The organism is Methyloversatilis sp. NSM2, assembly GCF_038066675.1.
GTDB classification, from domain to species: Bacteria; Pseudomonadota; Gammaproteobacteria; order Burkholderiales; family Rhodocyclaceae; genus Methyloversatilis; species Methyloversatilis discipulorum_A.
Genome location: NZ_JBBUKV010000001.1, coordinates 280,019 through 302,740 on the forward strand (window position 1 = coordinate 280,019; position 22,722 = coordinate 302,740).

The following is a 22,722-nucleotide window of genomic DNA, read 5'->3' on the forward strand; positions in this document are numbered from 1 at the left end:
CCGGGCAGCGACGGCCGGGGCCGGCGCGAGGAACGTGAAGAGATGTGCGATGAAGGATGAAGACAAGGACGGCGCGCTGAGCGACAGCACGGATGCCTGGGCGCTCTGGCGAAGTTTCACGTCGGCGCGCATCGGCCTGGGCCGCGTCGGCAACGCCGTGCCCACCGCGGAAGCCCTGGGCTTCGGTCTGGCCCACGCGCTGGCCCGCGATGCCATCCACACGCCGCTCGATGTGGCGGCGCTGGCCTCCGAACTGAACGCGCAGGACTGGCCGGCACTGCCGGTGAAAAGCCGTGCGCCCGACCGCGAAACCTATCTGCGCCGGCCTGACCTCGGCCGCCGGCTCGACGCCGATGACCGCGTACGGCTGGATGGCATGCGCGGCGAGGGCTGCGATCTGGCGGTGGTGATCGGCGACGGCCTGTCGTCGGCGGCGGTGGCGCGGCACGCGGTGCCGCTGCTCGCGGCGCTGTATCCGCTGCTGCCAGAGGACTGGTGCATCGCGCCGGTGGTGATCGCCACCCAGGCGCGCGTGGCGCTGGCCGACGAGGTCGGCGAGGCGCTGGGCGCACGCATGGTGGCCATGCTGATCGGCGAGCGGCCGGGGCTCAGTTCGCCGGACAGCCTGGGTGTCTATCTCACCTGGGCGCCACGCGTCGGCAGGTCGGACGCCGAGCGCAACTGCATATCGAATGTGCGGCCCGAGGGCCAGCCCTATGGTGCTGCCGCCTATCGCCTGAACTGGCTGATGCAGCAGGCGAGTGCGCTGCGCCTGACCGGTGTCGGGCTGAAGGACGAGAGCGACCACACGCTGCCGCTGATCGACCGGGCGGGCACGCCGCGGCTGGACTGAGCGGAAAGGCGCGGTGGCAAAGAAAAAGGGCGACGCATCTGCGTCGCCCTGAAACCCGATTCAATCTGGTCGAATCAGGAGGAGGTTCGTGGGCTTCAGCGCTTGAGCTTCTTCATGCGCTCCGCCGGGGTGATGATGTCGGTGAGGCGGATGCCGAACTTGTCGTTCACCACCACCACCTCGCCCTGCGCAATCAGCGTGCCATTGACCAGCACGTCCATCGGCTCGCCCGCCATGCCGTCGAGCTCGACCACCGAGCCGTGGCCCAGTTGCAGCAGATTGCGGATGGAAATCTTGGTACGGCCCAGTTCCACGGTCAGCTGCACCGGGATGTCGAGGATCATTTCGAAGTCGCGCAGGCCTTCGGCAGGCTTGTTCGCGCTTTCCCCGAACTGCTGAAATATGTTTGCCGGCTGCGCCTCCACCGTTGCGTGGTCGGCGTCCAGTGCGGCGAGTGCTTCGTCTGCGGTGGTCTGTTCCGCCATCGCGGCGGCCCAGTCATCGTCGCTGACTTGTTCTTCGGCTTCGGCCAGATCGCTCATGGTTTTTCCTCACCTGTCTTCTTGCCCTGGGCGTTCAGGGCGTGCTCGATCAACTCTTCCTCGCCGGCCATGAAACGCTCGATGCGCAATGCGTAGTGCCCGTTCTGAACGCCATACTTGCACCGCAACACGTCTATGCCATCGACCGAGGCCGTCACCGTCTCTGGAATAGTTATCGGAATGATGTCGCCAACCTTTAGGTTGTTGAGGCCGCCCAGCGTGAGTGAGCCGTCTCCGAGGTTCACTGACAGTTCAACTGCGGCGTCCTGCACCTGACGTGTCAGCAGCTTGATCCAGCGGTTGTCCGAACTGACGCTGTCGCTCTGCATCGACGAATTCAGGATGTCGCGCAGCGGCTCGACCATCGAGTAGGGCAGGCAGATGTGCATCTCTGCCGATACGCCGCCCAGTTCGACGGTGAAGGTCGACGCGACCACGATTTCCGACGGCGTGGCGATATTGGCGAACTGCGAGTTCATCTCCGAGCGCATGTACTCGAACTTGATCTTGTGCACCGGCTCCCACGAGCGCTCGTACTCGGCGAAGAACACGTCGAGCAGGCCGTGGATGATGCGCTGTTCGGTCGCCGTGAAATCGCGCCCTTCGACCCGCGTATGGAAGCGTCCGTCGCCGCCGAACATGTTGTCGATGACCAGGAACACCAGATTCGGGTCGAACACGACGAGACCGGTACCGCGCAGCGGCTTCACCTGGACCAGGTTCAGGTTGGTCGGTACCACCAGATTGCGGATGAATTCCGAGTACTTCTGCAGGCGGATCGGGCCGAGCGAAATCTCGGCGCTGCGCTGCATGAAATTGAACAGGCCGATGCGCAGGTAACGGGCGAAACGCTCGTGGATCAGCTCCAGCGTGGGCATGCGCCCGCGGACGATTCTTTCCTGGGTGCCGAGGTTGTACGGGCGAATGCCGCCGGTGTCGTCCTCCTGGACGGCTTCGTCGGTTTCGCCGGTGACACCCTTCAGCAGGGCATCGACCTCTTCCTGGGAAAGAAAGTCGGACATGATCTTCCTCGCTGTTCTCTTCCGCGCTACTGCACGATGAAGGAGGTGAAGAGCACCGATTCGACCGGACCTATCGGCTCTTCGGGCTCGCCCTTGCGGTTCCGCGGTACCTCGCCGACGATGGCATTGACTGCGTGCTTGATGTCTTCCGCCAGTTGCTCGCGGCCTTCCGTGGTACCCAGATCGGAGGCCTTCTTGCCGGACAGCAGCATCAGCACACGGTGGCGAATCTCCGGCATGTAGGCCTTCAGGTTGTCGGCTGCAGGTTGTTCATCGACGCGCAGTGTCGCCTTGACCTGCAGGTACTGGTCGACCGCGGTTTCCGGTTGCAGGTTGACGGTGAAGGGGTCGAGTTCGACGAAGACCGGCGGCAGGCCCTTGGCTTCCGCGTCCTTCTTCTTCTTCAGCTTGGCCTTCTTCGCTTCCTTGGCCGCAGCGTCATGATCGTCCTCGGCAACGACTTCTTCGCCGTCCTCGCCTTCGTCGGCATGATTGCCACCCATCATGAAGAAGGCCGCGGCGCCGCCCAGTATCACCACCACCAGCAAGGCGATGATGATGACGAGCATCTTGTTGCCCTTCTTCTTTGGTGCGTCTGCTCCGGCTTCGTCCGGGGTGGCGGCTGCTTTGGCCATATTCGATGCTCCTGTCTGATTCGGAATTGTCGGCGGGCACACATGCCTTTCAATGTCCGAATAACGGCTGATTGATCCGTTTTTTTAGTGCCGGAGCGGTTTTTTGCTCGACAGGTGCATCCCGACCTTTGCGGCTGCCACAGATTCCGGAGGTGCGTCAGGCGAACAGATCGACCAGTCCGGTGCCGCGCCGCGCGGTCTGGCTGACCGCAAGCTCGCCGCTGTCGCGACCGCGCTGGCCGCGCTGTTCTCCGCCCTGGCCCTCGCGCGAGGGCTGGTCGCTGCTCACGTTGGCCTCGCCCAGCGAAATACCGCCTTCGGCCAGCATTTCACGCAGTCGGGGCATGGCCTGTTCGAGTGCTTCGCGCACCATCGGACTGGCCGATACGAATTGTGCGGTACTCAGGTCGGAGCCGATCTCCAGCGTGATTTCGATGCGCCCCAGGTGCGGCGGCGTCAGCACCAGTTCGGCTTTGCTCATGCCCTGATCGGCCAGCCAGCTGATCTGGTGGCCGACATCGTCGGCCCAGCCCGGCTGGCTCACCGGCGTGGCGACCGTCATCTCGGTCTTCGGCTGCTGGGCTGCCGCCATATGGGCGCGGAAGTCGGCGTGCTGTGCCTGCTGCATCGTGCCGGTGGTGTTGTCGGCGAAGGCGTCGGGCAGCACGTCGGCAGCGAGGTCGAAGTCCGGCAGCGTTTTGCCGTCCACCTCCACGTCGCTGCCGGCCTGGGCGGCAATCCCTGCCGCCAGCGGGTCGGTATTGCCCTTTGCCGCTTTGCCGCCGGTGAGGTCGGACAACGCCGTCGTGGCTTCGCTTTCGCTGGAAGCGGCCGTTTTCAGCGCATCGGCCAGCTGCAGCACAGGTGTCAGCAGCAGGCCGGCGGCGAGCATGTCGGCGCCGCTTTGCGGGGATTCGGTGGTGATCAGTTCCTGCGCGTCCTCGTCGGGCTTGATGGCGTCGGCCATCAGGTCGGCCAGCAGCTCGGGCGGAAGTTCGCGCCCCTGTCCGCTGGCCAGCAGGTTGTCCTTGAGCAGGTTGGCGAAGGCGGCGGCGTCTTCGCCGCTCAGTTCGCCAGCAATGCCGCGGATCTCTCCGACCGGGCCGGACGTGGCGAGCGGATTCGATGAAGTAGGAAGGTTAAGCGTCGGTGCCGGCATGGTGATCTCTCCTGTGACGGAGGGACCACAGCACTATCCGTGCCAGTTGCCGGGAAGGGTGGAGCAGTTCAGTCGTCGTTGACCTGACGGCCCGAACGGTCGTCGTTCACCCGCTGCTCGGCACGCGCCTGTTTGCGGGCGACGCCTGCGTGGTGGCGGTCGGACAGCGTTTCGAACGCCTTGACCCGGGTACGCGTGTCCAGCCACTCGCGCTGGCCTGCCTGGGCGAGATCGCGTGAGCGCTCGACCTGACGCTGCTGGTGACAGATGGCGTCGTCGATGCGGGCAAGGAAGGCGCGGTAATTGGACCACTGGTTGGGCGTCAGGCCGCTGCGTGCAGCCGCCATGAACTGGCCCTGGTACTCGTTGCGGTACTGCTCGAGCATGTCGAGCTTGCGCGTGTTGTCCTGTTCGCTGGCCATCAGCGCAGCCAGCGCGCGGGCGGCTTCGTCCATGCGCGTGACGCTGAGATCCAGGATGGATTGGAGTCGGAATTGTTCAGCCATGACTTGAAAGCATCGTTCCGATCATCGGGGCCGGGCGTGATCCAGATCACGCATTTTCGGCCAGTGACGGATTTTTGCAATCATGGCGTCTGACCGAAGATCTGGTGCAGCTTCATGACCGCATCCTCGTAGCCTTCGCGTTCGTCCATGCGCTGCTGCAGGAAGGCCTCCAGCGTCGGGAACATGTTCACTGCCTGGTCCAGTTGCGGGTCGGAGCCGGGGGCATAGGCGCCGACGGCGATCAGGTCGCGCGCACGCTGATAGCGCGACCAGTAGCCCTTGAAGCGGCGCACCAGATCGAAATGACTGGGTTTGACCAGGCCGTGCATGGCGCGCGATACCGACTGTTCGATATCGATCGCCGGGTAGTGGCCGGAGTCGGCCAGCTGGCGCGTGAGCACGAAGTGGCCGTCGAGGATGGCGCGTGCCGAGTCGGCGATCGGGTCCTGCTGGTCGTCGCCTTCGGCCAGCACGGTGTAGAAGGCGGTGATCGAACCACCACCTTCCGGGCCGTTGCCGGCGCGCTCGACCAGCTGTGGCAGCCGCGCGAACACGCTCGGCGGGTAACCGCGGGTGACGGGCGGCTCGCCGATGGCCAGCGCGATTTCGCGTTGCGCCATCGCATAGCGGGTCAGCGAATCCATGATGAGCAGCACGTGCCGCCCCTGGTCGCGGAACCATTCCGCCACCGTCGTCGCATAGGCGGCACCTTGCAGCCGCATCAGCGGGCTGGTGTCGGCAGGTGCTGCGACCACCACCGAACGCTTCAGTCCGGCGGCGCCGAGAATCTGTTCGATGAATTCCTTCACCTCGCGGCCCCGTTCGCCGATCAGCCCGACCACCACGACCTCGGCGGAAGTGAAGCGCGCCATCATGCCCAGCAGCACCGACTTGCCGACGCCGGAGCCGGCGAACAGGCCGACGCGCTGGCCGCGGCCGACGGTGAGCAGCGAATTGATCGAGCGGATGCCGGTGTCCATCGTGCGCTTGATCGGCTCGCGCAGCAGCGGGTTGACCGCGCGGCTGGCGACCGAGCGCGAATGGCGGGTGACGATGGGCCCCATGCCGTCGAGCGGACGGCCAGCGCCGTCGACCACGCGGCCGAGCAGGGCATCGCCGACCGGCAGGTGCTTGGCGCGGTCGGAGGCGCGACGTCGCGGCTCCAGCCGCTCGGTCGGTGTCGGTCGTTGCGGAGCGGTTTCGAGCGGGATGACCTGGGCACCCGGTGCGAGGCCGACCACGTCGTCGGTTGGCATCATGAACAGCTTTTCGCCGTTGAAGCCGACCACTTCCGCTTCGCAGCTGTTGCCGCCCGGCACCATGATGCGGCAGCCCGAACCCAGCGGCAGTTTGAGGCCGGCCGCTTCCATCACCAGACCGTTGATGCGGGTCAGGCGACCGGCGTGCTGATACGGATTGACACGTCCGGCGAGCGTGCCGCAGTCGGTCAGGAAGCCGGACCACTTGCGCACATGCACATTCGGTTTGCCGGCCGCCTCCGGTTGCTCGTCCGTGCTGTCCGCGCTGTCCGGCTCCAACGTCGATTCAGTCATGTTCAAGCCACTCCGCGCCATCGACCAGCGATTCGACGATGCGGTCCCAGCGAGTCGGGACCGTGGCGTCGATCTGGCTGCCGCCGGATTCGACCTTGCAGCCGCCACGCGCGATGGCGCCGTCCTCGAAGATGCGGTGGCCGGCGTGCGTGAGCTGGTCGCCGATATGGCTGCGCACGACCGACGCGTCTTCCGGGTTCAGATAGATGGCGGTGTGCTGGTGCGGCAACTGGTTGATCGCTTCGCGCACGACGGCGACCACCACCTCGGGATTCACACGTATGGTCTGGCGCACGACGTTGCGCGCGATTTCGACGCCGAGGTTAAGCACCTCGCGGGCGATCGAATTGTCCAGTGCGGCGAGCGCCTCTTCCAGCTGCTCGACCACGCTGTGCAGGCGCATCGCTTCCATGCGCACGCGCGCCGTGCCCTCCTCGTAGCCGGCGGCATAACCCTCGCGGTGCGCCTCCTGCTGCAGCTTCTCGATGTCGTCCGCGGTGGGAAAGCGGAAGGGCGCCGGCGTCTCGTCGTCCGTGTCGGCCGCAGCCGCCTCCTCCGGCGCCATCGCGGGGGGAGGCGCTGGGTCGGCGTCGACAGCCGGTTCGGGTGCCGGCGCAGGTGCCGACTCCGGCGTATCGAACACCGGCATCTGCCAGGCAGTGAAGGATTCGCTGTTCATCGTGCGCAGCCTGCCTCAGAGCGGGCCATCGTCAAAGCATTTCCTCGCCACCCTTGCCGCCCATGACGATCTGGCCTTCCTCGGCCAGACGGCGCGCGATCTTCAGGATTTCCTTCTGTTCGGCCTCGACTTCCGACAGCTTCACCGGACCGCGACCTTCGAGGTCTTCGCGCAGCGCCTCGGCGGCGCGCGAGGACATGTTCTTGAATATCTTCTCGCGCAACTCCGGCGAGGCACCCTTGAGCGACAGCACCAGCTGATCGCCGCTGACTTCGCGCAGCAGCGTCTGGATGCCGCGGTCGTCGATGTCCAGCAGGTTCTCGAACACGAACATTTCGTCGACGATCTTCTGCGCCAGATCGGCGTCGTATTCCTTCACCGCGTCGAGGATGGCCGATTCGTTGGCGCTGCCGACGAAGCCAAGGATTTCCGCGGTGGCCTTGATGCCGCCCAGCGTCGTCTTCTTCATCTTGGCCGAGCCGGACAGCACGCGCGACATCGCCTCGTTCAGTTCGCGCAACGCCACCGGCTGCACGCCGTCGAGCGTGGCGATGCGCAGCACCACGTCGTTGCGCAGCCGTTCGACGAAGAGCTTGAGCACTTCGGCCGCCTGGTCGAATTCCAGATGGGTCAGGATGGTGGCAATGATCTGCGGGTGCTCGTTCTTGATAAGGTTGGCGATGGTGGCGGCATCGAGCCACTTCAGGCCCTCGATGCCGGCGGTGTCGGAGTCGTTCAGGATGCGCGACAGCAGGTGGCCGGCGCGCTCCTCGCCCAGTGCCTTGGTGAGCATGTTGCGGATCAGCGTCTCGTCGGCCGACACGCGGCTGCCGGCAGCGGTCGCCTCGTCGAACAGGTCGAGCACCGCCTGCACCTTCTCGCGCGGCACATTCTTCAGTCCGGCCATCGCGGTACCGATCTTCTGCACCTCTCGCGGGCCGAGGTGGCGCAGCACCTCGGCGGCGGCGTCCTCGCCCAGCGTCACCAGCAGCAGCGCGCTGCGTTCGATTCCTTCGTCATTCATCGCCGCTCACCCAGTGCTTGATCACCTCGGCCACCGCCTTCGGATCGTTCTTCGCGAATTCGCGCGCCGATTCGAGTTTCGTTTCGAAGTCGAGCTGGGCCCGTGCTTCCGGCGACATCTCGAGCTGCGCAGCCGAGCCGCCGGCCAGAGCGCCCGGGATGGGCTGGCCGTTCTCGTCGAGCGTCACGTCGCGCACTTCGGGCTCGTTCTCGTCCGCTTCTGCCGGCGTGGTGAGATTGCGCACCAGCGGGCGCAGCACGCCGAGCAGCAGGTAGGCGGCGACGCCAGCGACCAGCAGATACTTCAGCAGTTCGCGTGCAAAGCCCATGGTTTCCGGGTCTTTCCACAGCGGCGTTTCGGGCGCTGCATCGACCACTTCGGTGAAAGGCGCGGAGGCAACATTGATCGTGTCGCCACGACCTTCGTTGAAGCCCATCGCCTCGCGCGTCAGCGCGGTGATGCGCTGGATCTCTTCCTCGTTCAACGGCACCTGAACCACCTTGCCGTCCTTGTCGGTCTCGGTCTTGTGGTTCACCAGCACCGCCACCGACAGCCGCTTGATCTGGCCAACCGACTGGCGCACGTGCTGCACCGTCTTGTCGAGTTCGTAGTTGGTGGTCGAGTCCTTGCGCGTGTTGATCGGCAGCATCGCCGGCTGGCCGTTGGCGCCTTCGACCGCCGGCGTACCCGGGGCCGGCGGCGTGGTAACCGGAGCGGTAGCCGGCGTCGGCGGCTGGTTGGTCAGTGCGCCCGGCACGCCGGCGGCGTTCGGCTGATTGGTTTCCGACTCGCTGAGCTGCTGGCTGCGGATGGCCGCGTTCGGCGTCGGGTTCGGCTTGTAGGTTTCGGCCGTCTGTTCGGCCTGGTTGAAGTCGATGTCGGCCGCCGTCTGCACGCGGTAATTGCCGCGGCCGACCAGCGGTTCGAGGATGCCTTCGATGCGCCGTATCGTGGCCGCCTCGATCTCGCCCACGTACTTCAGCTGGGTCGGGTTCAGCGACGCGTTGTCCTTGGCATCGCGGTTGTTCGACAGCAGATTGCCGTTCTGGTCCAGTACCGACACGCTGGTCGGCTGCAGCTGCGGCACGCTGGAAGCGACCAGATGCACGATGCCGCCAACCTGTTCCGGCGTCAGCGTGCGGCCGCCCAGAAGACTGACCACGACCGATGCCGACGGCTTCTGATCGTCGCGCAGGAAGGCGCTCTGTTTCGGGATGGCGAGATGCACGCGTGCGCCATCGACCGCAGCCAGCGTACCGATGGTGCGCGCCAGCTCGCCTTCGAGTGCGCGCTGGTAGGTCACCTGTTCGGAAAACTGCGACTGGCCCAGCTTCTGGCTTTCCATCAGCTCGAAACCGACCGAACCGCCGCGCGGCAGACCCTGCGCGGCCAGCTTCAGGCGGGTGTCGTGGACGAACTGCGACGGCACCAGGATGGCGTGGCCACCCTCGGAGAACTTGTAGGGCACGTTGCCCTGCTGCAGCGCGGCGACGATGGCGCCGCCGTCCTTGTCGTTGATATTGGAGAACAGCACCTCGTAGTCGGGCGTGCGGCTCCACAGCATCAGCCCGACCAGCAGCGCGATGGCCATCGCCAGCCCGCCGGCCAGCGCCATCTTCTTCTGCATCGGCATTTCGGCCAGCCGTTGCTGGGCCAGTGCCAGCGGCGTAGCCGGCGAGGCGGGGGCGGCGTTCGGATCGAGTACGGCGTCGGCCATGGTTCGTCTCTTGCAAGTTGCTCGAATGCCGGGTGTCGACGTACCGACACACCATCGAGGATGGGACGGATTCTCTGCCCCCCTCGCGCGTGGCGTTCCATGAATAAGGCGGGTTTTTGGCCGGCTGATTCCGGCCAATCCGTGGCTTGACGCTTGCTACGCTGGCACCGTCGATCAATCCACTGTCTACGACACGCATGTCCGAGCCGTCCGCCAGCGCTGCCGAACCGGCCCGCATCGCCCCCGAGGAGGCGGCGCGGCTGGCGGAAGCTTTCCGTCTGTTCAATGCCGCTTCGGCCGAACTGACCGAGGCCTATGGCGCGCTGGAAAAGCAGGTGGCCAGCCTGACCGAGGAGCTGGCGCAGGCCAACGGCGAACTGCGCCGTCAGTACGAGGAAAAGGCGCGTCTGACCGATCGGCTGAGTACGTTGCTGAACCAGCTGCCGGCCGGCGTGGTCGTGGTGGATGGTGCGGGTGCGATCGAACAGGCCAATCCGGCCGCACTGGACATGGTGGGCGCGCGCGCCGGAGCCGGCTGGGACAGCAGTGCCGCCCGGCTGCAGCCGTCGGACGCACCGGCCGAATGGGATTGCACCGGCGCCGACGGACAGGCTCGTCGGCTGTCGATGAGCGAGGCGCGGCTGGCGGGCGAGGATGCGCGCATCGTGCTGCTGCACGACATGACGCGCCAGCACGCGCTGAAGATCGCAGCCGCGCGTAACGAGCGGCTGGCGGCGATGGGCGAGATGGCCGCCTCTCTGGCGCACCAGTTGCGTACGCCGCTGGCGGCGGCGACTTTGTACGTGGGTACGCTGATTTCGCGCGACATGGCGCCGGACGACGTCAAGTCGATCGCCTCGCGCGCGCAGGGCCGGCTGCGTCACCTGGAGCGCCTGATCCGCGACACGCTGATGTTCGCGCGTGGCGAGGTGCTCGGCCGCGAAGCGATCGATGTGGCAGCGCTGGTCGACGAACTGCAGCACACGGTCGAGCCGGTGGCGCGCCAGGCCGGTGTGCGGCTGACGGTGGAGACGGCGTCAGGCAGCGTGTCCGGCGACCGCAAGGCGGTGGCCAGTGCGCTGGTGAGCCTGCTCGAGAACGCGGTGCAGGCTTGCGCCGACGGCGGCGAGGTGGCGCTGGCGGTCGAGGCGACCGAAGGCAGCGTCAGTTTCGTCGTGCGTGACAACGGTCGCGGCATCCCGCGCGAGATACAGGAAAGATTGTTCGAACCCTTCTTCACCACGCGGGAAGAGGGGACCGGGCTGGGGCTGGCGATCGCACGCGGCGTGGCGCGCGTGCACGGCGGCGACATCGAATGCGAGTCCGCGCCGGGCGCGGGCAGCCGTTTCACCTTGCGCCTGCCTGCGCAGACGCCTGAAGACGTAGTGCTGGAGAACGGGCAATGAGCGAGAAGCTGAACATCCTGGTGGTCGAGGACGAACCCAATCTGCGCGATGCGCTGTGCCTGGCGATCGAGTGCGCCGGTCACCGCGTCATCGGTGCGGCCGACGGCCCGCAGGCGCTGCGCATGCTGGAGCGCAACACCGGCGAGCACGCGCTGAACCTGGTCATCACCGACCTGAAGATGCAGCCGATGGACGGTCTCACGCTGCTGCGCGAAATCCGCGCCCGCGAGCCGGTACTGCCGGTGCTGCTGATGACCGCCTTCGGCGACGTCGAGAAGGCGGTGGCGGCGATGCGCGCCGGCGCCTGCGACTTCCTGCTCAAGCCGTTCGAGCCGGACGTGCTGCTTGCCCACATCGATCGCTACGCCGCGCCGGTGGTGGCACCGACCGACATGGTGGCGGAGGACGCGCGCACCCGCCAGGTGCTGGGCCTTGCGTCGCGCGTGGCGAAGTCCGAGGCGACCGTGCTGCTGACCGGCGAATCCGGCACCGGCAAGGAAGTGTTCGCGCGCTACATCCACCAGCAGTCGGCGCGCGCCGGCAAGCCCTTCATCGCGATCAACTGCGCGGCCATCCCGGACAACCTGCTCGAAGCGACTTTGTTCGGCTACGAAAAGGGCGCCTTCACCGGCGCCACGACTGCACAGGCCGGCAAGTTCGAACAGGCCGACGGCGGCACGCTGCTGCTCGATGAAATTTCCGAAATGCCGCTTTCGCTGCAGGCCAAGCTGCTGCGCGTGCTGCAGGAGCGCGAGGTCGAACGCGTCGGCGGCAAGAAGCCGGTGCCGCTGGACATCCGCGTACTGGCCACCAGCAACCGCGACATGGAAGCAGAGGCGCGCGCCGGCCGCTTCCGCGAGGATCTGTACTACCGGCTGAACGTGTTCCCGATCGCCATTCCGTCGCTGCGCGAACGGCCGGGCGACATCGTGCCGCTGGCACGCCACTTTCTCGCGGCCTGCGCCAAGGCGCAGGGCAGGGCACTGAAGCTGGGCGAATCGGCTGCGGCAATCCTTGCCGGCCATGACTGGCCCGGCAATGTGCGCGAACTGGAAAACACGATGCAGCGCGCTGCCATCCTGGCGCCGGGTGATGCGGTCGAGGCGGAGCACATCGTGCTCGGCAGCCAGCGTGTCGCGCCGCGTCCGGTGAGCGAACCGGCACCGACCGTTGCTGCTGCGGCGCCGGTGCCCGCCGCGAACGATGCGCCGCCGAATGCCACGCCGGACGCGCCGGTCAAGGTGAAATCGGTGCGCGACATGGAACGCGACCTCATCCTCGAAACGCTGGCCGCAGTCGGTGGTTCGCGCAAGAAGGCGATCGAGAAACTCGGCATTTCGGAACGCACGCTGCGGTATAAACTTGCACGCTACAAGGCGGATGGTTTGCTGCGCGAGGGGTAAGTGGCGCTCTTCACCTGCTTGGCCCGGTTATTGCAAGGAAACGGCTGAACAGGTCATGAACGCCGGAATCGCCCCGGCGGGCAGTCCGTAACCGGCATTTTTTGCCGGCGGGCACAGGAGAAATTGCATGAACACCAGCCTCAACCAGATGATTACCGAGCTGCGCTCGACCGCGCAGACCGCGGCGAACAAGCCGGTCGGCAAGGTCGACGCGGCGTCCGGCGGCGCCGACTTCGGCGAAGCGCTGAAGAACGCCATCGAACAGGTCAATGCCGCGCAGCAGGAAGCGCAGAAGATGTCGGAGGGCTTCATCACCGGCAGCAATACCGAAGCCAATCTGCAGGACGTGATGATCGCGTCGCAGAAGGCCAGCCTGTCCTTCCAGCAGATGGTGCAGGTGCGCAACAAGCTGGTGAATGCCTACCAGGACATCATGAATATGAGCGTCTGAGCGCCGACGCGCACGAGCTCGACGGGAACCGGCCGCAAGGCCGGTTTTTTTTCGTCAGGCTCGCGCCGGTAGCATCCTTCAATTGACAATAATTCTCGTTTGAACGAAGCTCACCGAACCTGAGAGCCGGTCCTTCGCGGCCCGCCGGGTATTCCGGAACGGCACATCCACGTTGCCGCTCCGACCGCAGTTCCGCCAGCCTGTCGGCGTCCGCCGCCCCGCAAGCCTCCGCTTCCATCCGTCGCCAGCCGCGCCCGCCCCGGAGCCGCGTTGCCAGCCTCTTCGTCCTTCGTCGGCGGTGCATGTACCGCCGATCCGACTGCAGAGGTCTCCGATGTCAGTACCGATAGACCTGACGCTCCGCGTTGTTCGCGCCCTGCGGCATGCCACCGCGTGCAGCCTGATTGCGCTGTGCATGGCGGCACCGGCATCCGCCGGCCACTTTCCGATGTACGCCGCCTGGGCACAGCCGGACGGTCCAGGCAGCGCGATCACGCTGACCTACAGTTTCAGCAATCTGCTCGATGGCAGCCTGTTCGACGCTGCGACCGGCGCGCCGCTGCCCGTGTCGCTGTTGCGCAGCGCGTTCGAACTTGCGCTGTGGGACTACGCCGCGGTGCTGCCCATCCATTTCATAGAGGTGACCGACGGCGGACCGCTGCCGGAAACCGGCGAGTACGACCCGACCGGCCTGGCCGACATCCGCGTGGGGCAGGTGGCGCATATCGCCGACGCGAACGCCTATGCCTATTTCCCGTTCTCGCCCGACAGCGGTCTGGCCGGTGACATCGTGTTCAATGCCGGGCGCTTCGGAAACGACTGGACGCCGCTCTGGTTCTACGCGGTCGCCCAGCACGAGCTGGGTCATTCGCTGGGCATGGGGCATTACGTCAACGACGATACGGTCACTGTCGGACCGGCTGCGTTGCTGTCCTACGAAGGGCCGGTGTTCCCGCTCGACGAGGCCACTCGGGCCGCGCTGCAGGGCGTGTATGGTGCAGGCGTCGGTTCAGTGACGCCGCTGTCGCCGGTGCCGGAGCCCGGCGCTGCGGCGCTGTTGCTCGCGGGCCTGGCTGTGTTGTGCGCGAGGACGCAGGGTCGCGCATCGCGGGGGAGCGGGCGTCATGACTGAGCGTGCATGCAGATTTCACCGGCGGAGCGCCCGCGCGGCGCTCGCCCTGGCGCTGTTTGCCGGCGTTCCGAATGCGGTGTCGGCGCTGCAGATCGAGTTTGACTACCGCTACGACACGCGCGGCTTCTTCACCGATCTGGCGACTGGCGAGCCGCTGGCCGAACGTCGCGCGCTGCTCGATCTTGCCGCGTCGTTCTACGGTGGTTTCACCGACACGCTGACCGCCATCGCGCCCGGAGCGGACGACAACTGGTCGGTGTCCTTCGTGCATCCCAGCCTCGGCGGCCCGGGCGTGACGCTGGTGAACGAAACGATCGCCGCCGACACGCTGCGCATCTACGTCGGCGGCTCGCCGAGTGCGCCGGGCGTGCTTGGTTTCGCCGGCACCGGATCAAACCTGCAGGCCAGCGGCGACGCGGCTTTCGTCGATGCAGTGATGACGCGTGGGCAGGCCGGCGTGGCGCAGGGGACCGACTACGCCACCTGGGGCGGCTACATCTGGTTCAACGCCAGCAACGACTGGTACTTTGGCGCGGACGCCGGCGGTCTGACTGCCGGTCGACCCGATTTCCTGACCACTGCGACGCACGAGATCGGACACATCCTCGGCTTTGGCGAGGCTGACTCCTGGTACGCCAATGTCGATCCGGACAGCGGACTGTTCGTCGGTGCGAACGCGGTCGTGGCCTACGGCGGTGGCGTGCCGCTGGACCGCTACGGCAGCCATTGGGCCGAAGGTACGTACAGCCTGCGCGACGGCCTGCTGCAGGAAGCGATGATGGATCCGAGCACGCCTGCCGGTGAGCGCCAGCTGCCGACTGCGCTCGACTACGCCGGTTTCGCCGACATCGGCTGGCAGGTGTCGGCGGTGCCGGAGCCGGCCGGCTGGGCGCTGCTGCTGAGCGGTGTCGGCATCGTCGCGGTCGTGCGGCGACGTCGGCCTGCCTGAAGCCGGGTGCAGCTGAACGGACGCGGGCTTCGCTCTGATCCGGCGTGCAGGTGCGGCGTTACACTGACCGCCGGAGGAAACGTTCATCATGAAAATCCGCTTTCTCGGTGCGGCCGGTACGGTCACCGGTTCGCGTTACCTGCTGACGCATGGCGGTCATCGCCTGCTCGTCGATTGCGGCCTGTTCCAGGGTGTGAAAAACATCCGAAGTCGCAACTGGAAACCCTTTCCGATCGCGCCGCGCGATATCGAGGCGGTGGTGCTGACGCATGCCCACCTCGATCACTCCGGCTTCCTGCCGCGGCTGATGCGCGAGGGCTTTCACGGCCCGGTGTGGTCGACCTCGGCCACCCGAGAACTGGTCGACATCCTGCTCGAAGACAGTGCCCATTTGCAGGAGGAGGACGCCCGCCACGCCAATCGCTACGGCTACAGCAAGCACCATCCGGCCGAACCGCTCTACACCACGGAAGACGCGCGGCAGGTGATGAAGCAGTTCCGCAGCACCGGTTTCGACGAGCCGGTGGAGATCGGGCCCTTCCGCGTCACCTTCACGCGCGCCGGCCACATCCTCGGTGCGGCCAGCGTGCGCGTCGACTGCGCGGGGCGCAGCATCACCTTCAGTGGCGATCTCGGACGGCCGGAGGATCCGGTCATGCATGCGCCGGACCGTCTCGCCGCCACCGACTGGCTGGTGCTCGAATCGACCTATGGCGACCGCCTGCACCCGGACGAAGATCCGTACGAAACGCTGGCCGGCGTCGTGAACCGCACCGCGGCGCGCGGTGGCACCGTGCTGCTGCCGTCGTTCGCGGTCGGTCGTTCGCAGGCGCTGATGTATCTGCTGTCGCGCCTGATGGACGAACACCGCATCCCCGAACTGCCGGTTTTTCTCGACAGCCCGATGGCGATCGACGTGACCGGCGTGTTCCGTCACTTCCGCAGCGAGCACCGGCTGACCCAGGATGCCTGCGACCGGCTGCATGCCATGGTCACCTACACGCGCTCGCCGGAGGACTCGGAGGCGCTTGCCTCCAACCGCTACCCGAAGATCATCATCGCCGGCGCCGGCATGCTCAATGGCGGCCGCATCCTGCACCACCTGATCGCCTTCGGAGCCGACCCGCGAAACGCGGTGGTGATCGCCGGTTACCAGGCCGAAGGCACGCGTGGCGATGCGCTGCTCAAGGGCAAGCGCAGCCTGCGCATCTTCGGTCGCGATGTACCGATAGCGTGCGAGGTGGCGCAGGTCGAAGGCCTGTCGGCGCATGCCGACTGGAAGGAAATACTGGACTGGCTGCGTCCAGTCGATCGCGCCCCGCAGCGCGTGTTCGTCACGCACGGCGAGCCGGTCGCCGCCGACAGCTTGCGGCAGAAGCTCGAGCACGAGCTCGCGTGGTCGGCGCAGGTGCCGGAGCAGGACGAGGAGTTCGACCTTGACTGAACCGATGCCCGTCGACCGCGACGACAGCTTCGCTGCGGTGCTCAGAGCAGAGGCGGCGGCTCGTTGATCAGCGCCCAGAACACGCCCATCTGCGTCACCGTGCGCGAGAACTGGTCGAAATCGACGGGTTTCACAACGTAGGCGTTGATGCCCAGGCCGTAGCAGCGACGCAGGTCCGGGTCTTCTTTCGATGAGCTCATGATGATGACGGGCAGCGCGCGCATGTTCTCGTCGGCGCGCAGTTCGGCCAGCATTTCGATGCCGTCCATGCGCGGCATGTGCAGGTCGAGCAGCACGAAAAGCGGCGCGTCACCTCTGCGGCCGGCGAAGCTGCCACGCTTGTAAAGGTAGTCCAGCCCTTCTGCACCATCGCGTACGACGACGATTTCGTTTGCCAGATTCAGCACGCGCAGGCCGAGCAGCATCAGTTCGACGTCGTTGTCGTTGTCATCGACGACGAGGATTTCACGCAAGTGCAGCGACATCAGTGGCTCCCGTTGAGTGGGCGGCGTCGGCCGGGGGTAGGTCGGATGGGTTGGGAAGGGTGAAGTGAAAGCTGGCGCCGTGACCGGGCGAGGCTTCGGCCCAGATGCGGCCGCCGTGCCGGTCGACGATGCGCTTCACGTTTGCCAGGCCGATGCCGGTGCCTTCGAACTCGGACGCGTGATGCAGCCGCTGGAATACGCCGAACAGCTTGGATGCGTATTTCATGTCGAAACCGGCGCCGTTGTCGCGCACGTGGAAGGTGTATTCGCCATCGTCGCCGCGCTCGCATTCAATGCGGATGCGGGCTGGGTTGCAGCCTCGCGTGTACTTCACGGCATTGGCGATCAGGTTGTAGAAGACCTGGAACATCAAGGTCCGGTCGGCGCGGATGCGCGGCAGCTCACCGATGCTGATATCGAGTTCGCGTCCGTCGAGCTCGGGCGCCAGCTCTTCGAGCACGTCGTCGACCAGGGCGCGCGCATCGCAACGTTCCAGATGCATCTCGGCGCGGCTGGCGCGGGAGAAAGCAAGCAGCCCCTCGACGATGTCGCTCAGATGCCGCACCGAGGCGCGGATGCGCTGCAGATAGCTCAGTGAGGCGGGTTCGGTGTCGGCGACGCCGAGGCGATCGCCCAGTACCCGCGCGAAACCGTCGATGTGGCGCAGCGGGCCGCGCACGTCGTGCGCGATGGCGTAGGACATCGCTTCCAGTTCGTCGATCTGCAGGCGCATTCGCTCGTTCATCGCCTGCAACTGTGCTTCGTACTGCTGCCGGCGGTCGATCTCGGCGCGCAGTTCCTCGTTGGCGCGGCGCAGGCTGTCAGGTGAGGGCAGGGCGAGCGCCAACGGAATCAGTCGCCACAGCAATACCGCGGTGGCCAGCGATACCACCGCGGTGAAGGCGCGTATCCAGCCGTCCAGCCAGAAGTCGGGGTTCCACAGCGTCCACACGTCCATCACATGGGTAACGCCACAGGCCATGATGAATACGCCGAACATGACGAAGGCCGAGCGGAAACCGAGATCGGCACGTCTTCGCACGAACACCCAGAGCGTAATCGGTATCGTGAAGTAGGCCAGCGCGATCAGCGTGTCCGACAACACATGCAATAGCAGCAGGTCGCGTTGCCACGAAAAGCAGTAGCCGTGTGGAAGGAGGGTGTTCAGTTCCGTCATGGTGCTGCCGCTCCAAAGACGTCGCGCATAGCCCGAACGCTCGCGTTGACGAGCGCACTATAGCCCGCGCATTACCCGAGGCGTGCGCGTTCACCCATCAGTGTGGTCGGTCGCTGTGACAGCGCGATGCTGCACCGGGTTTCCAGGTGGCTGTCGCGGGAGAAGTGTCACGTGCAGGTCATGGCGTGCCCGGGGCGGAACCGCCCGGGCACGCCATGCCTGCTCAAGTCGGAGCGTGTCGTTGTATTGGAGCGCCAGGCGATGTGCTGCCTGTCTCGCGCCGCTCAGCCGTGTGCGGACGTGAGACGGAGGTGCTCTTCATGCCTCCGCAACGCCGCTTACGGGCGAGCGATGCGGCGGCGCGCGGCGGCACCGATCAGACCGAGACCGGCCAGCAACATCGCGTAGGTTTCAGGCTCGGGTACCGGCGCCATGAACGGCGCCGAGGTCAGGCCACGCAGGTTCGCGTTGAGCGCTCCGTTGAAGGTGGCGAGCCCGGTCATCAGGTTGATCGAGTACAGACCGCTGTCGCCATTGTCCAGCGTCAGTGCGGCCCAGCCCATGCCCATCGCGTCGATCTCGAAGCCGTTGGCGCCGATCACGTTACCGGCAACGCCCAGCGACCCGACCTGACTGATGGTGGGTGCATTGAAGGCGCCGGGTGCGAAATGCAGCGTGTCGGTTGCCGTGTCGATGTAATACAGCGCCGTGCCCGCCGGGCCGCTGGACTGTGACGCATCCGAGTTGGTGTAGGCGACTGCCGTGATGCCGCCGGGGATGACGCTGGCGGCGTTGCCGACCACGCCGGTGTTCGCGTTGATGGCCAGATTGCTGCCGGTCTGGCTCACCAGGCGCAGCGAGGCTGCGCCGGCGAAGTCGGCCACCGGGTTGAAGTCGATGCCGTAGGACAGCGACGGATTCACCAGCGGAATGTCGAGCGCCGACACGAAGCTGGCGGCTCCGGTCGAGACGTCAAGCGTATAGATGCGATTCAGGCTGCTGACGCCGTAGATCGTGTTGTCGCTCGGGCGCAGGTCGATGCCGAGGATGCGTTCGCCGCTGCCCAGCCCGGTGATGGACATGAAGGTGGCGCTGGCGGTATTGCCGCTGCTGAACATGCCGATCTGGTTGCCGGTGGTGAGACCGACGAAATCGGCCGCGTGGGCGGCGGTGCCGGACAGAGTGAGAGCGGCGGCGAGGACGGTGAGGGTGCGTGCTGACATGTCTGACCTTTCCTGAAAAAAGTAGGGGGAGGACGCGTCACCAGAGTGAGTCGTCACCCGCTCTACACAGGAGAGGGCCGCATGGATGCAGCTGTCACCGAAAATTCATCCAGCCGCGCCGGTCAGACTTCGCGCGCGTTGCGCTCTCTTTCCATGCGCAGGATGTAGCGCTGGATCAGCGCGTCGGCGGCGCCGGGCAGGCCGATGAACTGGCAGCCCGCACGCAGTTCGCTGCCGCCGCGTTCGGTCACGCGGAACATGTTGCGCACCTGCAGCGTTGCGGTGATGGTGCCGATCTCGGGCAGCGTGATCTGGCAGTTGTCGATCACGCTGTCGACCTTCAGCTCGATGCCGCTCGGCGGTGCGACCACGGCGAGACCGCCGCCGGAAATATCCACCACCATGGCTTCGACCATGCGCCCCTCGCCTTCGCCGGCCGGCAGCAGGCAGCGCAGAGGCGGGTTCGGCGGCAGGATGAGGCGGTAGTAGTCGCGTCGCTGCAGGCGCAGCATGCGCGTCGGGAAGGGGATTTCCAACGCCGGATGGCCTTCGTGCTCGATCGCGGCGCACTGGCCGACCATGAACTGCACCTTCACCTTCTCGAGCGAGGTCAGGAACACCAGTGGCGACGCCTTCACCGCCTGCTCGAGCTGTGCCGGGTCACGCGGTGCGTCGAGTACGACCATGCCGCGTGCGTCGTCGACGGCCAGTACGGCGGTCAGAAAGGGGTCGGGCGCGCGGCCGGCATAGACGGACAGATTGACGCGGCGATCCCGCATTGCCCGCAGGTAAAAGGCGATATCGGTCTGGCCGTCGAGCACGTAGCGTGCGAAATCGTCTGCTTCCAGCAGATCGAACCGGATGTTCTCGGTCATTGGGTGCATCCCTGTCTATGGGCAATTACCCGGTGCGGCGGCGCACCAGGCACGAATTCATTCAGATGGCAGTTTAACGGTTGGCGCCGGAACGTCAGTCATTCCCTTCTCGATGCGGTAGATCCAGGCCAGCAGCTCGGCGACCGCGACATACAGTTCGGGCGGAATGCGCTGGTCCAGATCCAGTCCCATCAGCAGCGACACCATTTCGCGCGATTCATGCACGAAAACGCCTGCTTCGCGCGCGCGACGGATGATTTCGTCGGCCACCATGCCGCGCCCCTTGGCGACGACACGCGGCGCGGCGTCGCCGGCACCGTAGGCGAGCGCAACGGCCTGGGCGCGCGGCGAGGTGTTCATCAGACGCTGCCCGTGCCGTCGTCGGGCGCGGCCGCAAGCGCCTCGTCCAGCTGGCTGAAGTTCACGCTGCCCAGGCGCAGACCGGCATCGGTCATGCGCTGCTGCAGGTCGAGCAGAGCGGTGCCCATGCGCAGGCGGGCATCATCGTCGGCGGATATGCCCAGCGTCAGTCCGTGGTCCTTCCACAGCGTGAGCGAAGTTTCGACCTCGCCCAGGCCCGGCAGGACCAGCCGCACGCGTGATGTCCACGGGACTTCCGGCGCGCTGTCACCTTCGCTGCCCGGTTCGCCGTGACGCTGAGGCTCAGGGTCGTCGATCTCGATCTTCATCGTCTGCCCCGGCCAAGCCAGACCTTCCCAGGCCAGCGTGTGCTGGGACAGGCCGAGCAGCTGGTTCTGCACCAGCGGTCGCAGTTCGGCGGGCGGGCCGGTATCGGCCTTGGCCGCTTCGGCGCGTTCGCGCACGCCGGTGTCGCTGCGCAGGGTGCCGGTGTCCGGCATCGATTCGTCATCGGCGCGAGCGCTGATGGTGCTGTTTGCGACCTGTCCGGGTTCCGGCGTGTCGTCGGTCGCTGCCGATTGCGCGACTGGCAGGCTGGCGCGCGGCGCTGGCTTCTCGGGGTCGAAGGCGCGCTGCGGCTCGGCTGCGGTCGATTCGAGCGGCCGTTCGCCACTGACCCACTGCGCCTGATGCGCTTCGTAGAACAGCCCGCTGGTCCCGATCGCCTGCGCCAGACGGCTGGCGATCTGGGGCGTGGCGTCGTTTTCGAGCGTGCCAGTGGCGGCGTTCAGCATGGCGGCCGGATCTATCATCGGCTTTCCACTGGCGAGTCGGGTCGGCTGCGGCTCGGGACCGTCGAGCAGTCCGGCGATGGTGCGGGCCGGCACGCTCAGGCGTACCGGGCTGCCGGCATTGTCGGCCGGCGCATCGCCGTCGGTCGGCGCCGCATTGTCACCGTCGAGCGTGGCCACCAACGTCTGCGCGCTGCGACTCACGTGCGTGAGTGCAACGGTGCGACCTTCGGGAATGGTCTGCGGCAGGCGCAGGGTGACGGTCTGTCCGCCCACGTCGGCGCGGGCGAGGCCGTCGCGCAGGTTCTGCAGGATGCGTGCGGTGTAGCGTTCGCCCGGCTCGAACTCGGGCAACTGGTCGGAAAGCGCTGCGATCGGGCCGGTGGTCTGGACCGATTCGCGCGTCAGCGCCGCCAGACGCTGTGCGAGCCCTGGCAGCAGGTTGTTCATGGTGTGCTCAGCCGTTGTCCGCCGTGCCCGCCGGCAGCTTGCCCAGATAGCTGGTGACCTGCTGCATCCACGGTTCGACGTGACGGCGCACTTCGGCGTCGTCGGCGAGAATCTGCTTCATCAGGTCGAACTTGCGCGCACGCTCGGCCGGTGAGGATACCGGCTCGTCGTTGTCGGCGAGTCGGCTGCGCATCGACGCGACGGCCTGTTCGAGATTGACCAGACGGTCCCAGTCGTTCGCGCGCGCGGCCTCCACCATGTCGCTGGAGATCTGACGCATGTTTTCGAGCAGTGACAGAGAGTTCATGTGATCAGGCCGTTTTGCGTAAGTGTCGCCGCGGCAATTCCGTCGTTCGGCCGGCGGTGAATGGTGTGTAAAGACTACAGCGGACCCCGTGCTCCGAGGCGTGCATGTAGACGCCTTTTACCTTTCTATTTTCCCGGTTTGCCGGTCAGACCGGCGCCCCTTGGACCAGTTTTTGCCGGATGTCCTCCCAGGCGCCCTTCAGCTCGCCCAGCAGGTGGGCCACTTCATCGAGCGCGGCCTTGTCGTTCTGTGAGTTGGCATGCAGCAGGCGCACGCACATGTAGTCGTACAGCGCGTACAGGCGCTGCGCGAGTTCGCCGCCAGCTTCGAGATCCAGGCTGACCTTGAGGCCGTTGCCGACGATGTCGATCGCACGCGAGATCGACTGACCCTTGCCCGCCGTGTCGCCCATGTCGATCTGGTGGCTGGCGGTCGATACCGACATCATCGCGCCGTCGAACAGCATCAGGATGAGCTGGTGCGGATCGGCGCTGGCCACGCGTGCCTCGACGCCGACCTGGTTGTAGGCCATGCGCGGGTTGGAAAGTGATGCAAACATGATGTTCTGGTCCCGTTAGA

At 66.2% G+C, this 22,722-nt stretch carries 24 protein-coding genes; 7 read left to right on the forward strand and 17 right to left on the reverse strand.

From position 1 onward, the window contains the following. Positions 1–49 precede the first annotated feature (49 nt). Positions 50–853, forward strand: coding sequence for an ethanolamine ammonia-lyase subunit EutC (gene eutC, locus WJU27_RS01315; protein WP_341420907.1), 804 nt, complete (start codon positions 50–52; stop codon positions 851–853). Between the two features lie 95 nt (positions 854–948). Here the strand turns inward: eutC and fliN are convergent, their stop codons facing one another. The 9 genes from fliN to fliF all read right to left on the reverse strand — a co-directional run bounded on the left by fliN (position 949) and on the right by fliF (position 9,690). Then, positions 949–1,395, reverse strand: coding sequence for a flagellar motor switch protein FliN (gene fliN, locus WJU27_RS01320; protein WP_020165341.1), 447 nt, complete (start codon positions 1,393–1,395; stop codon positions 949–951). Then, the gene (fliM, locus tag WJU27_RS01325; RefSeq protein ID WP_341420908.1) at positions 1,392–2,417 is read right to left on the reverse strand and encodes a flagellar motor switch protein FliM; all 1,026 of its coding nucleotides are present in this window, start codon (positions 2,415–2,417) and stop codon (positions 1,392–1,394) included. Before fliM ends, fliN begins: the two co-directional genes overlap by 4 nt. Positions 2,418–2,443: 26 nt before the next feature. Further along, positions 2,444–3,052, reverse strand: a complete 609-nt coding sequence (locus WJU27_RS01330) for a flagellar basal body-associated protein FliL (protein ID WP_341420909.1) — start codon at positions 3,050–3,052, stop codon at positions 2,444–2,446. Between the two features lie 157 nt (positions 3,053–3,209). Further along, on the reverse strand, positions 3,210–4,211 hold the full coding sequence (locus WJU27_RS01335) for a flagellar hook-length control protein FliK (protein ID WP_341420910.1): 1,002 nt from the start codon (positions 4,209–4,211) through the stop codon (positions 3,210–3,212). Between the two features lie 68 nt (positions 4,212–4,279). After that, a complete protein-coding gene (gene fliJ / locus WJU27_RS01340; RefSeq protein ID WP_029143785.1) occupies positions 4,280–4,717 on the reverse strand; it encodes a flagellar export protein FliJ in 438 nt (145 codons plus the stop codon). Between the two features lie 80 nt (positions 4,718–4,797). Continuing rightward, entirely contained in the window at positions 4,798–6,270 is a 1,473-nt protein-coding gene (fliI, locus tag WJU27_RS01345) for a flagellar protein export ATPase FliI (protein WP_304002376.1), read from the reverse strand. Beyond that, complete coding sequence (locus WJU27_RS01350) at positions 6,263–6,949, reverse strand: flagellar assembly protein FliH (protein WP_304002378.1); 687 nt, start codon at positions 6,947–6,949, stop codon at positions 6,263–6,265. Before WJU27_RS01350 ends, fliI begins: the two co-directional genes overlap by 8 nt. Before the next feature lie 31 nt (positions 6,950–6,980). Next, the gene (fliG, locus tag WJU27_RS01355) at positions 6,981–7,973 is read right to left on the reverse strand and encodes a flagellar motor switch protein FliG (RefSeq protein ID WP_020165334.1); all 993 of its coding nucleotides are present in this window, start codon (positions 7,971–7,973) and stop codon (positions 6,981–6,983) included. Further along, positions 7,966–9,690: a flagellar basal-body MS-ring/collar protein FliF gene (gene fliF / locus WJU27_RS01360; RefSeq protein ID WP_020165333.1), complete on the reverse strand. Its 1,725-nt coding sequence runs from the start codon at positions 9,688–9,690 to the stop codon at positions 7,966–7,968. The genes fliG and fliF overlap by 8 nt, the downstream gene beginning before the upstream one ends. A gap of 197 nt (positions 9,691–9,887) precedes the next feature. On the opposite strand from fliF, the gene WJU27_RS01365 reads away from it, so the two are divergent. From WJU27_RS01365 to WJU27_RS01390, 6 genes are all read left to right on the forward strand, one after another. Continuing rightward, entirely contained in the window at positions 9,888–11,096 is a 1,209-nt protein-coding gene (locus WJU27_RS01365; protein WP_341420911.1) for a sensor histidine kinase, read from the forward strand. Further along, positions 11,093–12,499, forward strand: a complete 1,407-nt coding sequence (locus WJU27_RS01370; protein ID WP_341420912.1) for a sigma-54-dependent transcriptional regulator — start codon at positions 11,093–11,095, stop codon at positions 12,497–12,499. Before WJU27_RS01365 ends, WJU27_RS01370 begins: the two co-directional genes overlap by 4 nt. Positions 12,500–12,626: 127 nt before the next feature. Continuing rightward, positions 12,627–12,950: a flagellar hook-basal body complex protein FliE gene (gene fliE / locus WJU27_RS01375; RefSeq protein ID WP_019917450.1), complete on the forward strand. Its 324-nt coding sequence runs from the start codon at positions 12,627–12,629 to the stop codon at positions 12,948–12,950. 334 nt (positions 12,951–13,284) lie between these two features. Continuing rightward, positions 13,285–14,082, forward strand: a complete 798-nt coding sequence (locus WJU27_RS01380) for a PEP-CTERM sorting domain-containing protein (protein WP_341420913.1) — start codon at positions 13,285–13,287, stop codon at positions 14,080–14,082. Continuing rightward, entirely contained in the window at positions 14,075–15,031 is a 957-nt protein-coding gene (locus WJU27_RS01385) for a PEP-CTERM sorting domain-containing protein (protein WP_341420914.1), read from the forward strand. Before WJU27_RS01380 ends, WJU27_RS01385 begins: the two co-directional genes overlap by 8 nt. A gap of 88 nt (positions 15,032–15,119) precedes the next feature. Beyond that, on the forward strand, positions 15,120–16,475 hold the full coding sequence (locus WJU27_RS01390; RefSeq protein WP_341420915.1) for an MBL fold metallo-hydrolase: 1,356 nt from the start codon (positions 15,120–15,122) through the stop codon (positions 16,473–16,475). Between the two features lie 41 nt (positions 16,476–16,516). Here the strand turns inward: WJU27_RS01390 and WJU27_RS01395 are convergent, their stop codons facing one another. The 8 genes from WJU27_RS01395 to fliS all read right to left on the reverse strand — a co-directional run bounded on the left by WJU27_RS01395 (position 16,517) and on the right by fliS (position 22,675). Next, entirely contained in the window at positions 16,517–16,960 is a 444-nt protein-coding gene (locus WJU27_RS01395; protein WP_020165327.1) for a response regulator, read from the reverse strand. Next, a complete protein-coding gene (locus tag WJU27_RS01400) occupies positions 16,941–18,137 on the reverse strand; it encodes a sensor histidine kinase (RefSeq protein WP_341420916.1) in 1,197 nt (398 codons plus the stop codon). The genes WJU27_RS01395 and WJU27_RS01400 overlap by 20 nt, the downstream gene beginning before the upstream one ends. A 338-nt stretch (positions 18,138–18,475) precedes the next feature. After that, positions 18,476–19,360, reverse strand: a complete 885-nt coding sequence (locus WJU27_RS01405) for a DUF4394 domain-containing protein (RefSeq protein WP_341420917.1) — start codon at positions 19,358–19,360, stop codon at positions 18,476–18,478. 122 nt (positions 19,361–19,482) lie between these two features. After that, the gene (locus WJU27_RS01410; protein ID WP_296812604.1) at positions 19,483–20,235 is read right to left on the reverse strand and encodes a flagellar brake protein; all 753 of its coding nucleotides are present in this window, start codon (positions 20,233–20,235) and stop codon (positions 19,483–19,485) included. A 57-nt stretch (positions 20,236–20,292) separates the two neighbouring features. After that, the gene (locus tag WJU27_RS01415; RefSeq protein WP_020165323.1) at positions 20,293–20,595 is read right to left on the reverse strand and encodes an EscU/YscU/HrcU family type III secretion system export apparatus switch protein; all 303 of its coding nucleotides are present in this window, start codon (positions 20,593–20,595) and stop codon (positions 20,293–20,295) included. Beyond that, entirely contained in the window at positions 20,595–21,836 is a 1,242-nt protein-coding gene (gene fliK / locus WJU27_RS01420) for a flagellar hook-length control protein FliK (RefSeq protein WP_341420919.1), read from the reverse strand. The genes WJU27_RS01415 and fliK overlap by 1 nt, the downstream gene beginning before the upstream one ends. Before the next feature lie 7 nt (positions 21,837–21,843). Then, complete coding sequence (locus WJU27_RS01425) at positions 21,844–22,143, reverse strand: flagellar protein FliT (protein ID WP_019917461.1); 300 nt, start codon at positions 22,141–22,143, stop codon at positions 21,844–21,846. Positions 22,144–22,288: 145 nt separating this feature from the next. Next, positions 22,289–22,675, reverse strand: a complete 387-nt coding sequence (fliS, locus tag WJU27_RS01430; protein WP_020165321.1) for a flagellar export chaperone FliS — start codon at positions 22,673–22,675, stop codon at positions 22,289–22,291. Between the last annotated feature and the right edge of the window lie 47 nt (positions 22,676–22,722).